The sequence below is a fragment of the Salinivibrio sp. IB872 genome (genome assembly GCF_001995345.1).
Taxonomy (GTDB): Bacteria; Pseudomonadota; Gammaproteobacteria; order Enterobacterales; family Vibrionaceae; genus Salinivibrio; species Salinivibrio proteolyticus.
Genome location: NZ_MUFO01000010.1, coordinates 21,084 through 36,535 on the forward strand (window position 1 = coordinate 21,084; position 15,452 = coordinate 36,535).

Annotated in this window: 12 protein-coding genes; 7 read left to right on the plus strand and 5 right to left on the minus strand. The window is 51.8% G+C overall.

What is annotated here, in order from left to right:
• From BZJ18_RS06195 to BZJ18_RS06205, 3 genes are read right to left on the minus strand one after another with little or no spacing between them, the layout of a single operon-like run.
• Entirely contained in the window at positions 1–945 is a 945-nt protein-coding gene (locus BZJ18_RS06195; RefSeq protein WP_077455749.1) for a bifunctional GNAT family N-acetyltransferase/hotdog fold thioesterase, read from the minus strand.
• A gap of 24 nt (positions 946–969) precedes the next feature.
• On the minus strand, positions 970–1,404 hold the full coding sequence (gene dtd, locus BZJ18_RS06200; protein ID WP_077455750.1) for a D-aminoacyl-tRNA deacylase: 435 nt from the start codon (positions 1,402–1,404) through the stop codon (positions 970–972).
• Positions 1,376–2,329, minus strand: a complete 954-nt coding sequence (locus BZJ18_RS06205; protein ID WP_077455751.1) for a virulence factor BrkB family protein — start codon at positions 2,327–2,329, stop codon at positions 1,376–1,378. Before BZJ18_RS06205 ends, dtd begins: the two co-directional genes overlap by 29 nt.
• 70 nt (positions 2,330–2,399) lie before the next feature.
• Between BZJ18_RS06205 and BZJ18_RS06210 the strand changes: the two genes are divergently transcribed.
• Entirely contained in the window at positions 2,400–3,035 is a 636-nt protein-coding gene (locus BZJ18_RS06210; RefSeq protein WP_077455752.1) for a DUF2959 domain-containing protein, read from the plus strand.
• A 58-nt stretch (positions 3,036–3,093) separates the two neighbouring features.
• On the opposite strand, the gene typA is transcribed toward BZJ18_RS06210, so the two are convergent.
• Complete coding sequence (typA, locus tag BZJ18_RS06215) at positions 3,094–4,920, minus strand: translational GTPase TypA (RefSeq protein WP_077455753.1); 1,827 nt, start codon at positions 4,918–4,920, stop codon at positions 3,094–3,096.
• Between the two features lie 516 nt (positions 4,921–5,436).
• Between typA and glnA the strand changes: the two genes are divergently transcribed.
• The 6 genes from glnA (at position 5,437) to add (ending at position 13,857) form a co-directional block, all read left to right on the plus strand.
• Positions 5,437–6,846 carry a glutamate--ammonia ligase gene (glnA, locus tag BZJ18_RS06220; RefSeq protein WP_069591248.1) on the plus strand — a complete coding sequence of 470 codons (1,410 nt, stop codon included), beginning with the start codon at positions 5,437–5,439 and terminating at the stop codon, positions 6,844–6,846.
• A gap of 111 nt (positions 6,847–6,957) precedes the next feature.
• Positions 6,958–7,515 carry a DUF4124 domain-containing protein gene (locus tag BZJ18_RS06225; protein WP_077455754.1) on the plus strand — a complete coding sequence of 186 codons (558 nt, stop codon included), beginning with the start codon at positions 6,958–6,960 and terminating at the stop codon, positions 7,513–7,515.
• Positions 7,516–7,639: 124 nt separating this feature from the next.
• Positions 7,640–8,704: a nitrogen regulation protein NR(II) gene (gene glnL, locus BZJ18_RS06230; protein ID WP_077455755.1), complete on the plus strand. Its 1,065-nt coding sequence runs from the start codon at positions 7,640–7,642 to the stop codon at positions 8,702–8,704.
• The gene (gene glnG / locus BZJ18_RS06235; protein WP_077455756.1) at positions 8,697–10,106 is read left to right on the plus strand and encodes a nitrogen regulation protein NR(I); all 1,410 of its coding nucleotides are present in this window, start codon (positions 8,697–8,699) and stop codon (positions 10,104–10,106) included. Before glnL ends, glnG begins: the two co-directional genes overlap by 8 nt.
• Positions 10,107–10,226: 120 nt before the next feature.
• Entirely contained in the window at positions 10,227–12,770 is a 2,544-nt protein-coding gene (locus tag BZJ18_RS06240; RefSeq protein ID WP_198532199.1) for a bifunctional diguanylate cyclase/phosphodiesterase, read from the plus strand.
• Between the two features lie 85 nt (positions 12,771–12,855).
• Positions 12,856–13,857, plus strand: coding sequence for an adenosine deaminase (add, locus tag BZJ18_RS06245; protein WP_077455788.1), 1,002 nt, complete (start codon positions 12,856–12,858; stop codon positions 13,855–13,857).
• 48 nt (positions 13,858–13,905) lie between these two features.
• Here add and hemN read toward each other — a convergent pair whose 3' ends face one another.
• Positions 13,906–15,279, minus strand: a complete 1,374-nt coding sequence (gene hemN, locus BZJ18_RS06250) for an oxygen-independent coproporphyrinogen III oxidase (protein ID WP_077455758.1) — start codon at positions 15,277–15,279, stop codon at positions 13,906–13,908.
• Positions 15,280–15,452: the final 173 nt, after the last annotated feature.

Here is a 15,452-nt window from a genome sequence, read left to right on the forward strand (position 1 = left end):
CTAACGCAGCAGAGCCAGTTGCGGGGCCGGTTGGGTCGTTGCCGCATCATCCGATGGCAGTAAGACATAGGTACCCGTGAACACTCCAGCCTGTTCATCACCACTGAAAAACGCCACTTCTAGCGTCACCCGCGCTCGGCGCCCGTTTTCGAGTCGGTCTAGATCGCCGCTTAAACTGTCTAATGACACGCTGGCACGGGGACGCTCTGCCACCGGGCGACGATAGCGAATATGGCTGTCTGCGAGCACAATATCCGCACTCAGCTGGCGCTCTTTCATCAGCAACCACACCATGCCCCAACCGGCGAGCGTGGCAAGGCTGAAAATACTGCCTGCAAACATGGTGTGATGCGGGTTTAGATTGGCATTAAGGTTGGCGCACACTTCGAAGCGATAGCCGGTAAATTGAGTGATTTTAACCCCCATTTTGTCACTGATGGGGATCTGATGTTGCCAGCGCGTTTGAAGCTCTGCGCACCATTCAGGTCGACGTACCACATCGGAAAGTGGGTCTAAATGCTTCACCATTTGTTGATGACGGATCGGACCGCGCTCATCGTTCAACTCACCTTGGCTAATAAATTCATGCTTAGCGTAAAAACTGACCGCATCCTCACGCGCATTACAGACCAAGCGCTTTGCACCTTCTTGGCGTGCTAAGGACTCTAGTGCCATCAGCACCAAGGCGCCAAGACCACGGCTGCGATAGTCCGGTGAGACCGCCATATAACGGATTTGGCCATCGTTATCTGGGGTAAGGTACAAACGCCCAATCGCAACAGGCTCGCCATTACCATCGACAATCATTCGATGGCAGGCACTCACATCATACGCATCTCGCTCAGAGCCACGCGGTGCATGCCAAGGCTCGCGTAGCATGCGGTAACGAAAATCGTAGTAGCGCGCCAGATCCTGCTCTATCTGTGGAGTCACCATTCGGAACATGCCTGTCTCTCCCTGTTAGGCTGGTTAAACCTGAAGCCAAAATGTGACGGGTCCATCATTGACCACACTCACTTTCATGTCTGCGGCGAACTGCCCAGTTTGGGTCTGAAGCCCCGCTTGGCGACAGTGTTCACAAAACAAATCGTACAAACGCGCCGCCTCTTCCGGCGCCGCGCCTGAAAAGCTCGGCCGCATCCCTTTTTTAGTATCCGCTGCAAGGGTGAACTGCGAAACCACCAGCAGCTCGCCTCCAGCCTGAGCAACATTGAGGTTCATTTTGCCGGCATCGTCTTCAAATACCCGATAGCCAGTGACYTTGTGCGCCAGTTTGGCAGCCTGCGCATCGGTATCCCCTTTTTCTACGCCTAATAGCACCACCAGCCCTTTGCCGATGGTACCGAGGGTATTGCCCTCAACCGTGACGTTCGCTTCACTCACGCGTTGAATTAAGGCGATCATAACGCTCCTTATTATCTTCAGTTTCAATCACAGCAGGGACACGGGCTTCTCGCGACGCCGCATTCCCTTGGGGTCGCCAAAGTGTAGACTCATGCAAGGTGGCCGTCACTTGCGCACCAAACAACACAATGCACCAACTAAAATACACCCAAACAAATAAAATCGGCACCACCGCCAGCGCACCGTATATCAGCTGATACGAAGGAAAGTGCGTCACGTACAACGCGAACACTTTTTTGCTCAGTTCAAACAAAATGCTGGCAGCTGCGGCACCAACCAACGCATGTCGCAACCGCACCCGAGTGTTCGGCACCAGTGTATACAGCCCCATGAAAGTGAGCGTGGTTAACACAAAGGGTAAGCCACGCAGCAGAGTGGTCAGTAAGTCACTGGCGACGCCGCTTCGTAGTAGCGATAGCGACGTCAAATACGAGCTTAAGGCAATACTGGTACCAATCAGGATCGGGCCCAGCGTCAGCACCATCCAGTAGATCGAAAAGGCGATCATCATCGGCCGCTTGGTCTTAATTTTAAAGGTGTGGTTCAAGCTCTTATCAATGGCAGAAATGAGCATAATGGCGACCACGAACAAAAAGCTGACCCCCACCGCGGTCATCTTGCCCGCGTTGGCGACAAACTCATTGAGGTAACGCGCGACAATTTCGCCCGCCGCTGGGACGAAATTCTTGATCACAAACTGCTGCAGTGTTTCGCCCACTTGCGAAAAGCCGGGAAAACTCGAGAATGCAGACAGCACCACGGTGACAAGCGGGACCAAGGACAACAAGGTGACATAGGCCATATAGCCGGCGCTCACGGTGAGCCTATCTTCTCCCATTCGTTGCCACAAATGACGAACCATGGCCTGTAGCCAGTCACGTGAGCATTGCCATGAGGGCATGTCACGCAGCGGATTATCGAGCATACCTTGTTCCTAACCTTGTGTTAGCCTTACGCTTATTCAGTGTACATGATTTATAACCAAGGAGTTGCCTGTGCGGGCCGTGCTACTATTTTTGACCAGTTTAACCCTGCTGACCGGCTGTCAGTCTGCCTATTACGCCGCGATGGAGCAAGTCGGCGTTCATAAGCGCGATATCATGGTCGATCGTGTTGAAGATGCTGCCAGTGCGCAGCAAGAGGCACAAACCCAGTTTAACGACGCGCTTGAAGCATTGACCACATTGACGCAGTTTGATGGCGGCGAGTTACAAGCGGCTTACGATACAGTCAATAAGCAATATCAAAAAAGTGAAGCAGCAGTGACTCAGGTTCGTGACCGCATTGATGCCTTGGACGCCGTGGCGCAGGCCTTATTTGCTGAGTGGGACGAGGAGCTGGCGCTATACACCAATCCACGCCTCAAACGCGAGAGTGCCCAGCGTTTGCGAGCCACACAAGCCGAGTATCAGCGCTTGTATGATGCCATGCAACGCGCCGAACGAACCATGACACCCGTGCTAAATACGCTGCAAGATAACCGCTTATATCTGAAACACAATCTGAATGCACGCGCCATCGGTGCACTCCAAGGCGAGTTCAAAAATCTCGCCGGCGATATCGATCGCGCTATTGCCGATATGCAGCGTGCCATTCAAGCGTCCGATCGGTTTATTCAAACCCTTAATTAATCCGTAGGCACAAAAAAAGGCACCCGAGGGTGCCTTTTTGACGCTTCGCATTCACGATTTAGCCTTTACGGCCTGCACGCTTACGCTCAGTTTCAGTCAGTAACTTCTTACGAATACGGATGCTTTCTGGTGTCACTTCCACCAGCTCATCGTCATCGATAAACTCAAGCGCTTGCTCAAGGGTAAACTTGATGGCAGGTGTCAGTACCTGTGCATCATCAGTACCAGACGCACGTACGTTGGTCAGCTGCTTACCTTTCAAGCAGTTAACGGTCAGATCGTTAGAACGGTTGTGAATACCGATGATTTGACCTTCGTACACTTCATCACCGTGCTCAGCAAACAGACGGCCACGCTCTTGCAAGTTAAACAGAGCATAAGTCAGTGCTTTACCCGCCGCGTTAGAAATCAGTACGCCGTTAACACGTTGACCGATATCACCGCCTTTAAATGGGCCGTAGTGGTCAAACGTGTGGTAAATCAAGCCAGAGCCCGAGGTCAGGGTCAAAAACTCAGTCTGGAAGCCAATCAGGCCACGAGACGGCATCATAAAGTCCATACGGACACGGCCTTTGCCGTCAGGCAACATATTGGTTAATTCACCTTTACGCAGACCGATGTTCTCCATCACGCCGCCTTGGTGCTCTTCCAGTACGTCAATGGTCACGGTTTCAAACGGTTCCAGTTTTTGGCCATCTTCTTCTTTGATGATCACTTCTGGACGTGATACCGCAAGCTCGTAGCCTTCACGACGCATGTTTTCGATCAGGATAGACAGGTGCAGTTCACCACGACCGGATACGCGGAACTTATCTGGGTTATCCGTTTCTTCAACGCGCAGTGCAACATTGTGTACCAATTCTTTTTGCAGACGCTCAAGAATGTTACGCGACGTAACGTATTTACCTTCCAGACCCGCAAATGGCGAGGTGTTAACTTGGAAAGTCATGGTTACAGTTGGCTCATCGACGGTCAACGCTGGCAGCGCTTCTGCATTGCTTGGATCGCAGATGGTATCTGAAATTTTCAGCTCGCCAAGACCGGTGATAGCAATGATGTCACCCGCTGTCGCTTGCTCAACGTCATTACGCTCAAGGCCCAAGTAGCCCAGTACGCCACCCACTTTGCCGTTACGCTTGCTGCCGTCGGCGCTAACAATGGTCACCTGTTGGTTAGGCTTCACTGAACCGCGAGTAATACGGCCAACACCGATAACGCCTTTGTAAGAGTTATAGTCCAGCTGAGAGACTTGCATTTGGAATGGGCTGTTGATGTCAACATCCGGCGCTGCAACGTTATCAACGATCGCATTGAACAGCGGTTCCATGTTCTCGCCTTCGGTGGCTTCGTCTAGGCTCGCCCAACCGTTTAGTGCGGATGCGTAAACCACTTGGAAATCTAGCTGCTCGTCTGTCGCACCCAAGGTATCAAACAGATCGAATACCTGATCCATCACCCAGTCAGGACGCGCACCTGGGCGGTCAATTTTGTTGATAACCAAAATTGGCTTCAGACCGTGTGCAAACGCCTTTTGGGTGACAAAACGCGTTTGTGGCATCGGGCCGTCAACCGCATCAACCACGAGCAACACAGAGTCAACCATCGACATGATACGCTCTACTTCACCACCGAAGTCGGCGTGTCCTGGAGTATCGACGATGTTGATGCGGTAGTCATTCCAGTTAATGGCGGTGTTTTTCGCCAAAATGGTGATGCCACGCTCTTTCTCAATGTCGTTCGAGTCCATGACACGCTCTTCCACTTCACCGCGGGTTGCTAGCGTGCCGGACTGCTGCAGCAGCTTATCCACTAGCGTGGTTTTACCGTGGTCAACGTGGGCAATAATGGCGATATTTCTCAATTTATCAGTCTGTAAGTTGGTCATGGACTCTCTTTTCACTCGATAGACGGGGGCGCGCGCCGAACCTTGGGTTAAACACACCTACCACGACGGTGCCGCCACCTGATTAAAAAAACGGCCGTAATGTACCAGATTTTGTCGCAAAACCCACCTAAATATGTGAATCAGCGCAAAGACAATGACGGACTCTTGTGTTCACACTGGTGAATTATTAAGCAAATACAACGGCTCAGTGAGAAAAAGACCAAGATGAATTTTTAAAGGCAGACCACACTCTCACCGCCATTTGTCTGCTATAACTTCGAGGGCTGCACGGCTGTCGTGCGAATCCAACACCACTGCCGAGTTATTTGCACCATAGCAATGCATTGATGCACAATAATGGTGCATACAGACAGTGTTTCGGTGCCCATTAATCGTCGCGTTGCCCGTCAATGGGGCAATTATCACGTTTAAAATTGTTGGCACAGTTTTCGCTTTGTACTGTGCAAGGAGCAAACCCAGCTTACCCTTTTATTTTGACACCGGAGGTTATTTCACATGTCAGTAGAAAACGTGCTCGCATTGATCCAAGAGAACGAGGTGAAATTCATCGATCTGCGCTTTACCGATACTAAGGGTAAAGAGCAGCATGTCTCTATTCCTTCACACCAAATCGATGCTGACTTTTTCGAAGAAGGCAAAATGTTTGATGGCTCATCCGTCGCCGGTTGGAAAGGCATCAACGAATCAGACATGATTATGATGCCTGACCCAAGCTCAGCCGTGCTGGACCCATTTACCGAAGAAAGCACGCTCAACATTCGCTGTGATATTCTTGAGCCCTCAACCATGCAAGGTTATGAGCGTGACCCTCGCTCGATTGCCAAACGTGCCGAAGACTACATGCGCGCAACTGGCATTGCTGATACCGTCCTGATCGGTCCTGAACCAGAGTTTTTCTTGTTCGATGACGTGAAATTCGCCACCGATATGGCCGGTTCTTTCTACAAAATTGATGATGTCGAAGCGAGCTGGAACTCAGGCTCGGCACTGGAAGGCGGTAACAAAGGCCACCGTCCGGGCGTAAAAGGCGGCTACTTCCCAGTTGCCCCTGTGGATTCATCACAAGATATCCGCTCTGCCATGTCATTAGTGATGGAAGAAATGGGCCTCGTGGTTGAGGCGCACCACCACGAAGTGGCAACCGCAGGACAAAACGAGATCGCAACCCGCTTTAACACTCTGACCACCAAAGCGGACGAAATTCAGATCTACAAGTATGTCGTGCATAACGTCGCGCACGCCTTTGGTAAAACCGCAACCTTTATGCCAAAGCCACTGGTTGGTGATAACGGCTCGGGCATGCACGTACACCAATCACTCGCGAAAGACGGTCAAAACCTGTTTGCCGGTGACAAGTACGGTGGCCTGTCCGAAACCGCTCTTTATTACATTGGCGGTATCATCAAGCATGCGCGTGCCATCAACGCCTTTGCCAACGCTTCAACCAACTCGTACAAGCGTCTGGTTCCCGGTTTTGAAGCGCCTGTCATGCTGGCTTACTCCGCACGTAACCGTTCTGCGTCTATCCGTATTCCGGTGGTGCCGAGCCCGAAAGCACGTCGTATCGAAGTCCGCTTTGGCGATCCGTCTGCGAACCCATACCTGTGCTTCGCTGCGATGCTGATGGCTGGTCTTGACGGGATTAAAAACAAGATCCATCCAGGCGATGCGATGGATAAAGACTTGTACGACTTACCCGCAGAGGAAGCGGCGGAAATCCCAACCGTTGCCGAGTCCTTGAAAGAAGCCTTGCAAGCCCTTGATGCCGATCGTGAATTCTTGACGGCTGGTGGCGTGTTCTCGGATGACTTTATCGACTCTTACATTGGCCTAAAAGCCGGTGACGTGGAGCGCATCCAAATGACCACGCACCCTGTTGAGTTCGAACTTTACTACTCAGTGTAAAGCGCCCACCAACAGAAATTACGGCCCACCTCTCAGGTGGGCTTTTTTATGCTTGAGCCCGCCTAATGCCGTTTTACACTCAGTGTTTTACCGTGACAAGGCACAACAAACATGAAATGGCTTCTCGTAACTTGGTTGCTTATCACACTGCCTTGTGCAGCCACCAGCGTCTATCAATGGACCGATGCGCAAGGGGTTTTGCATCTCAGTGATACGCGGCCGGTTGGCGAGATGTCGGTCACTGAGCATACGGTAACGCCCTTTACGCCATCCACGCCGCCGGTCTCACCTTCATCGAGCCTGACACCTGCCTCTCCCTCAACCGAGCCGGACATTGCCGTGGCGCTCTCACTACTCCATCCTGCTGAAGGTGCGACCTTGCGCAGCAATCCCGGTAAGCTCAAAGTCTCGGCATCAGTCCGTCCCGTCCATGCAGCCACAGAGTCGGTGGTATTGCTCCTCGATGGTGCAAAGGTAGCGCTTTCCCCCCAGCAAACCACACAGCAAGATCAGCGAACGTTGCATTGGTATATTGAGCCAGTCGATCGGGGCACTCACACGGTGCAAGTGCAATACATTGAAAACGGCAAGGTTATTGCATCATCTCCCGTTCATCGTTTCTTTTTGCACCGTGCACATCTCAATCAACCGTCGCGTCAGACGCACTAGTGAGGCGGTTATCGCCTGATGACAACCGATTGAGTTCACAAAGCCACCGACGGGGGCTGCACGGTGTACAGAGTTTGATTACACTCAATGCACCATTATAGTGCAAATAAGGATTCAGCCGCACATGATGCCAGGGCAACTGTTCGATCATCTGCTAACGGCCATTGTCGTGGTCGACACACAATGGCGTATTTTGTACGCCAATGCAGCCGCTGAGCAGCTGATGCACCAAAGTGTCCGCCGTTTAGTTAACCAACCGCTCACAGAACAGCTCCAACATGCCAGTGTGGATTGGTCACACATCGTCAGTACCACACAAGCCGGACAGAGCTTGACCGACAGTGATGTGACTTGGGTGGTCGACGGTCAACCACAAAAAGTCCAACTTAGCGCGAGTCCGCTATTTGATGACCCAGACGGCGGGAAAATCCTGCTCGAAGTCAATGTGGTTAGCCAGCAGCAACGGATCAGTAAAGAGCTCGCCCAAAAAGCACAGCAACAAGCGGCCAAAGAATTAGTCCGAGGATTAGCGCACGAAATAAAAAACCCGCTCGGTGGCTTACGTGGCGCGGCACAGCTGCTGGAAAAAATGTTGCCCGATGCGAGCTTGGCCGAATACACCCAAATCATCATTGAACAAGCGGACCGGCTGCGTAATCTCGTCGACCGACTACTGGGCCCGCAGCGTCCGGGGCTGCGACAAAAGCAAAATATTCATGTGGTGCTGGAAAAGGTCCGTCAGTTAGTCAATCTCGACACGCAGGGCTTGGTCGACATCATTCGCGACTACGACCCTAGCTTGCCGGATTTTGACATGGATCCCGAACAACTTGAGCAAGCGATTCTCAACGTGGTGGCCAATGCTGCCGACGCGGTGCGCGAACAAGCCGATGGACAAATTACCTTGCGTACACGCACAGGGTTTCAAACCGTGATTCATGGCATGCGTCATCGTGTCGTGGCACAAATCGAGATTATCGATAATGGGCCGGGCATCAGCCCCGAGCTACAAGACACCTTGTTTTACCCCATGGTCACCAGCAAAGTGAACGGAAATGGCCTCGGGCTTGCGATTACCCACCACCTCATTGATCAGCATAAAGGAAAGATTGAGGTTAACAGCTGGCCAGGGCACACCTGCTTTATCATCCAATTACCGATTATTGAAAAGGACACCACGCATGAGTAAAGGAACCATCTGGATTGTTGATGATGACAGTTCCATTCGTTGGGTCATGGAGCGCACCTTAAGCGCCGCCAATTTAGCGTGTCAGACATTTTGTGATGCCGACAGTGTGTTAAGCGCACTCCGCGAGCAAACACCCGATGTGTTGGTCTCCGATATCCGCATGCCGGGCACGGATGGGCTCGCCCTTCTCCATCGTGTTCACGAGCAACATCCGGATTTGCCAGTGATCATTATGACCGCACACTCAGATTTGGATGCCGCGGTGAATGCTTACAAAAAGGGCGCATTCGAGTATCTGCCGAAGCCATTTGATATTGATGAAGCCCTCGCTTTAGTCGAGCGTGCACTGGCACATCGCAAAGAGCAGCAAAAGCAGCAAACCACCCAGCCTYCTCAAGCGGACATGCCAGAAATCATTGGTGAAGCGCCCGCCATGCAAGAAGTGTTTCGCGCCATAGGTCGTCTTTCTCGTTCATCGATTTCAGTCTTGATTAATGGCGAGTCTGGCACAGGGAAAGAGTTAGTGGCGCAAGCATTGCACCGCCATAGCCCCCGCGCTGACCATGCTTTTATCGCACTCAACATGGCCGCGATTCCCAAAGATTTGATTGAATCTGAACTGTTCGGCCACGAAAAAGGCGCCTTTACCGGTGCAAACTCGGTGCGCCAAGGACGGTTTGAGCAAGCCAATGGCGGCACGTTATTCCTCGATGAAATTGGCGATATGCCACTGGATGTGCAAACACGTTTGCTGCGTGTGCTGGCGGATGGCCAATTCTATCGCGTCGGTGGTCACGCCGCCGTGGATGTGGATGTGCGGATCATCGCCGCCACCCACCAAGATTTAGAGCGCTTGGTGGCGGAAGGCGCATTTCGAGAAGACTTGTTCCACCGCCTGAATGTCATTCGCGTCCATTTACCGTCTCTTAAAGACCGACGCCAAGATATTCCGCAATTGTGTCAGTATTTTCTCGCCCGCGCCGCGGAAGAGCTCGGCGTCGAAGCCAAACAGCTTCATCCAGATACCAAGGCCATCATGAGCCAGCTACCTTGGCCGGGGAATGTGCGTCAACTAGAAAATACCTGCCGATGGTTAACCGTCATGGCCAGTAGCAATGAGGTCTTACCCAGCGACTTACCTCGTGAGCTGCTTCATCAGCCCACCCGCCTCGCTGAGAACGAAGAGCAAGACTGGCAGCACGCATTGGCGCAATGGGCAGAGCATGCGATTGCCAGCGGCCAACACGGCATTTTGCAACAGGCACTGCCGAGTGTTGAGCGCATATTGTTGGAGTCAGCATTGGCACACACCCACGGTCACAAGCAGGATGCAGCGAAAATACTCGGATGGGGACGAAATACACTCACCCGCAAGTTAAAAGAGCTTAATATTGAGTCATGACTCATTATTAAAACTCAAACACTTTGAACCTCTGCTAAATTTAATAACAGTGATTGGGGTACAATCCGCCAATTGTGATGGGTTCTTAAGAAGAGTTAAGTTGTTGTACTAATGAGAAACATGCGTCCCCTTTCGATTCGAGCAGCTGTCATGTTACCCGTGTTTCTCGTACTCACGCTGACACTGATTGTGATCGTTTTTACAATCAACAATCATTACCAGTCTAGTTCGCGTTTCGTCGGTAAGTTACTGCTTACCGACTACTCTCAGGGGATAGAGCAGGACTTACGTCAATACCTCGAAAATCCGTTTTACGCCAATGTCTTTGTCGCTGACAGCGTGGCGGCGTGGGCGAAAGATCGCAATCCCACCCCACAAGACATTCGCAATTACTTGCTCAACAGCTATGCCTCCCTTTTTCAAGCCATGCCTCATATGCAGGTGTTGAGCATTGGTGTCGATGCCCGCGGCGACTATTACGGCTACCGAAAAAGCGCCAGTGGCCAATACGTACTCATGGAGCGCAGTGATGATACCGACCGCGCCTTGCGCATCTTCGATGGGCGTACGCCTTTATCCAATGTGATTTATCAAGACGGGGATTACGATCCCCGTGTGCGCCCTTGGTACATTCCTGCCTTTAACCGTGAGCAGCCACGCTGGACCGATATTTATCGCGATGCCGATGAGGTGGGAGAAGTCTCGCTCTCTGCCATTGCCCCCATCCAAATAAACAACAAAGTATGGGGCGTGGTTGCCAGCGACATTAAACTCACTGCTTTCAATCAGTTTTTAAGTGAGCGTCAGCAAAAGCTGGGCGGTGCCTTGTTTATTCTCGATAGGGAAGGACGCATGCTGGCACACAGCGGCCAAGACAGCCCGACCAATATTCTTCATTTTCCCGGCGACCCCAATAACTCGGTGCTCAACAATACCATTAGAAATATCTCCGATGACTGGCCTCCTGCGCCCTCGCAATTAGGGCAGCCTTTTTATTTTAAGATTGCCGATCAGGGCAATTTTTACGGCACGATCAAGAGGGTAGATATGGCGGCACCGTTCCAGCACGACTGGTATGTGGTGGTGGCCTTGCCCGATCAGCTATTGCTGGAGAGCTTACTCAACCAACAAAAGATCAGTGTCTACCTGGTGATAGCCATGGCGCTAGTTGGGTTAATGGTGGTGTATTTGATTATTCGCCAACTCACCCGCCCTTTGCGCGATACCGCGGAAGCTGCCGCCAAGCTTGCTTCAGGGAACCTGACGTATCGGATCAACACCTCTGCCAGTTTGCGAGAAATCGCCATCCTTAAAGATGCCTTTAACAACATGTCAGACAAGGTGCAGGACTCGTTCAATGCATTACGTCTACAGGTCCGTCAAGACAACTTAACCCGTTTGTACACCCGAGAAGGCTTATTAGAACAAGCCAACACCATCCGCTATCACGCGCCCAACACCTTAGTGATCCTCGGCATCAACGGGTTTCGCAACATCAACGACAGCCTTGGCCAAGACGGCGGCGACCAACTCCTGTGCACCATTGCTCAGCGCTTAACCGATCTCGCGGATGGCACTGGGATGTTGGTGTCACGGATTCGCGGAGATGAGTTTGCAGTGCTGGCCCCCAACACCACCAATCGCACTCAGTCAGAAGCCTTGGTGAATCAATTGCTCAGCCTGTTCAAGCGTCCGGTCAAAATCGGTAACGATGAGGTCTTGGTCGATGCATGTGCTGGGGTAGTCTTTGGCCACACTTTTGGCGATGCCATTTATGAGGGATTGCAACATGCAGGATTGGCACTGAGTGAGGCAAAACGCAGTGAAACCGATGCCTATGTTTTCTTTGAGGCCAGTATGCAAGCGCGTGTCCAAGAGCAGTCGCGCTTGCTGCTCGAGCTTCATCATGCCGTACAGCACCATGAGTTTGTGGTTTACTATCAACCTCTTGTGCGTCTTGTTGATGGCCGTTTCTGTGGCGCCGAAGCACTGGTCCGTTGGGAAAGCCCCAGTCGGGGTATGGTGTCGCCCGCCGAATTTATTCCGGTGGCCGAACAAAGCGGTTTAATCAACCAAATTGGTATGCAAGTGCTTGAACAGGCCGCGTACGATACCGTCGCTCAAATCGAAAAAGGCATGTGGGCAGCGGATTTTCAGCTGCACGTAAACTTATCCGCCCGCCAGCTTTTATCCGCTGATTTTATCGATAAGTTGCAAGATGTCCTGTCACGTACCCGCTTGCCCGCCGATAACCTCACCTTAGAGATCACCGAATCTCAACTGATGAGCCACGAGCAACTGGCGACATCAGGGCTAACTAAAATCCGTGCACTGGGCATCAAAATAGCCATCGACGATTTTGGGACCGGGTATTCGTCTTTGGCATACCTTCACCAGATGGCCTTTGATAGCTTAAAAATCGATCGCAGCTTTGTGCATTCGATGACTGAAAATGTGACCAACCAGCGCATCATTGAAGCCGTAGTAGCCATGACCCGTGGCATGGACGTCCACCTCGTTGCCGAAGGGATTGAAACCCAAGAAGAAGCGATTCGACTGCGTGAAATTGGCTGCCACTACGCCCAAGGGTTCTTGTTTGCCAAGCCGCTTCCTTTGGCCGAACTACCAACAGAACGGGTAACGGATAAGCTCCCCACGCGATAGTTGTCACGTCATCGGCATACTGGCTACTGACGATGTGATGGTCAATCGCTATACTGAGCGCCAACTCACCTGCTGGGAACCGATGATGATAAGAAAAGACCTACCCTTGACGGACTTACACCGCCATCTGGACGGCAACATCCGTATCGAGACCATTTTAGAGCTGGGGCAAAAATTCGCGATGCCTCTGCCGGCAACCAACATCGATGCGCTACGCCCACACGTGCAAGTGGTTGAAAACGAGCCGGATCTGGTCGCGTTTTTGTCCAAGCTGGACTGGGGCGTCGCCGTGCTGGGTGACTTGGATGCAGTGCGCCGTGTGGCGTATGAGAACGTCGAAGACGCATTAAACGCACGCATTGATTATGCGGAACTACGCTTTTCGCCTTACTACATGGCGATGAAACATCAACTGCCTCTCGAAGGCGTGGTGGAAGCCGTGGTCGATGGCGCGCAAGCCGGTAGCCGTGACTTTGGCGTAAAAACCAACCTGATTGGCATCATGAGCCGCACTTTTGGCCCTCAAGCTTGTATGGCGGAGCTAGATGCCTTGCTGACCCAGAAACATCAATTGGTCGCCATCGATCTGGCCGGTGATGAGCTGGGCCAACCTGGCGATCAATTTACCCAACACTTCACCAAAGTCCGTGCCAGCGATCTGCAAGTGACCGTGCACGCGGGTGAAGCCGCGGGTGCGGCCAGCATGTGGCAAGCCATTAATGAACTCGGCGCGACCCGAATCGGGCACGGGGTTAAAGCCATTGAGGATCCAAAACTGATGGACTACTTAGCCGAAAACCGTATCGGGATTGAAAGCTGCCTAACGTCGAACATTCAAACCAGTACGGTGGCGGATTTGTCTCAGCACCCGGTACGTCAGTTCCTCGATCATGGTATTCTTGCTTCGTTAAATACCGACGATCCCGCCGTCGAAGGCATTGAACTCCCGTATGAATACGAAGTGGCTGCCCCAGCTGCGGGCTTAACTACTGCGCAAATCCACACACTGCAAGAAAATGGCCTGACCATTGCTTTCTTGTCTGACAGTGAGAAAGCGGCACTGACCGCCAAAGCCGCGGCCCGCTAATTTGCGAACCAAGCGACACAAAAAAACCGCCGTTTGGCGGTTTTTTGTTTAAATCACTCGCGAGAACTGTTGTTGGCGAGCCCTATCCCGTAAATAAACATCAAAACTCATACAGATGTTACGAATCAACATGCGCCCCGTTTTGGTCACAGCAATGCTGGTGTCGGTCAAGGCGACCAAGCCATCATCGACAAAACACTGCAAGAGTTTCAGATCCTCGGCAAAATAGCCATCAAAGTCGATGTCATACTCGGCCGCAATCTGGGCTTTATCCAAGTAAAAATTACACATCAATGCTTTGATCACATCACGGCGGATCCGGTCATCGCGCTCTAGCATCACGCCTTTGCACAATGCATGGCGCTCAGCATCCACTTGCTGATAATACTGCTTCATGTCCTTTTGGTTTTGCGCGTAACAATCACCAATCATCGAAATTGCCGACACCCCCAACCCCAGTAAGTCACAATCACCTTGCGTGGTGTAACCTTGGAAATTGCGGTGTAAACGCCCTTCGCGCTGCGCGACAGCCAATTCATCATCGGGCAGAGCAAAGTGGTCCATGCCGATAAATTGGTAGCCAGCATCGGTTAATGTGGTGATGGTCTCTTGCAGCATAGTTAGCTTGGCATCTGGCGATGGGAGGTCGTCGTCTTTAATCTTGCGCTGCGCAGCAAACAGCGATGGCAAATGCGCATAGTTAAACACCGACAAACGTCCCGGACGCATCGTCAGCACTTGCTCTAAGGTTTTGGCAAAACCCTCTGGCGTCTGTGTGGGTAACCCATAAATTAAATCAAGATTGGTGGAGCGAAATCCCAGCTCACGCGCACGCTCAACCAAGGCGTGGATAAAGTCTTCGTCTTGCTCTCGATTGACCAACTGCTGCACTTTTTTATCAAAGTCCTGCACGCCAATGCTAATGCGGTTAAACCCCTCACCGCGCAAGTGATCAAGCATATCCAGTGGGATTTCACGCGGGTCGACTTCAATGCTGATTTCTGCCTCAGCCTCAAAGTGAAACTCTTGGCGTAGCAAACTCATCAAGCGGGATATTTGCGGTTTAGTTAAAAATGTCGGCGTTCCCCCACCCCAATGCAATTGAGTCACGCGACGCGTGCCCAGCAAAAACGCACGCTGGCGAATTTCATGCTCAAGCGCATCCAGGTATTCATCCGCTTTATGCTGATGGCGCGTCACCACTTTATTGCATCCGCAGTAATAACAAAGCTTATGGCAAAACGGGATATGCACGTAGAGCGATAAGGGCCGGTCAGGATACTGGCTACAGGCCATATCAAATTCAGCGGCCGTAAAGGCTTCGTGAAATTCTAACGCGGTAGGATACGAGGTATAGCGGGGCCCTGAATAGTTGTACTTATTGATAAGGGCTTGATCCCAAATAACTTGTGGTGAGGACATGGCTTACAATTCCGCAAAGAGCGCTCAGGACAACAGCGCCTAGTGTGCCACAGCTTTTGGTGATGTGTTGAGCACTAACCGGCGCTAGCGATGCGAAAATGTCGGTGAGATCGAGTTTCGCCCAATAATTATAGGGGTATTGCGCGGTCAGAAGATAGACCGCGCGACTGGCT

Coding starts and splice junctions, on each gene's coding strand:
- glnA (WP_069591248.1), top strand. CDS start 5,437: ATGTCAGTAGAAAACGTGCTCGCATTGATCCAAGAGAACGAGGTGAAA.
- BZJ18_RS06225 (WP_077455754.1), top strand. CDS start 6,958: ATGAAATGGCTTCTCGTAACTTGGTTGCTTATCACACTGCCTTGTGCA.
- BZJ18_RS06240 (WP_198532199.1), top strand. CDS start 10,227: ATGCGTCCCCTTTCGATTCGAGCAGCTGTCATGTTACCCGTGTTTCTC.
- typA (WP_077455753.1), bottom strand. CDS start 4,920: ATGACCAACTTACAGACTGATAAATTGAGAAATATCGCCATTATTGCC.
- hemN (WP_077455758.1), bottom strand. CDS start 15,279: ATGTCCTCACCACAAGTTATTTGGGATCAAGCCCTTATCAATAAGTAC.
- glnL (WP_077455755.1), top strand. CDS start 7,640: ATGATGCCAGGGCAACTGTTCGATCATCTGCTAACGGCCATTGTCGTG.
- BZJ18_RS06195 (WP_077455749.1), bottom strand. CDS start 945: ATGTTCCGAATGGTGACTCCACAGATAGAGCAGGATCTGGCGCGCTAC.
- BZJ18_RS06205 (WP_077455751.1), bottom strand. CDS start 2,329: ATGCTCGATAATCCGCTGCGTGACATGCCCTCATGGCAATGCTCACGT.
- add (WP_077455788.1), top strand. CDS start 12,856: ATGATAAGAAAAGACCTACCCTTGACGGACTTACACCGCCATCTGGAC.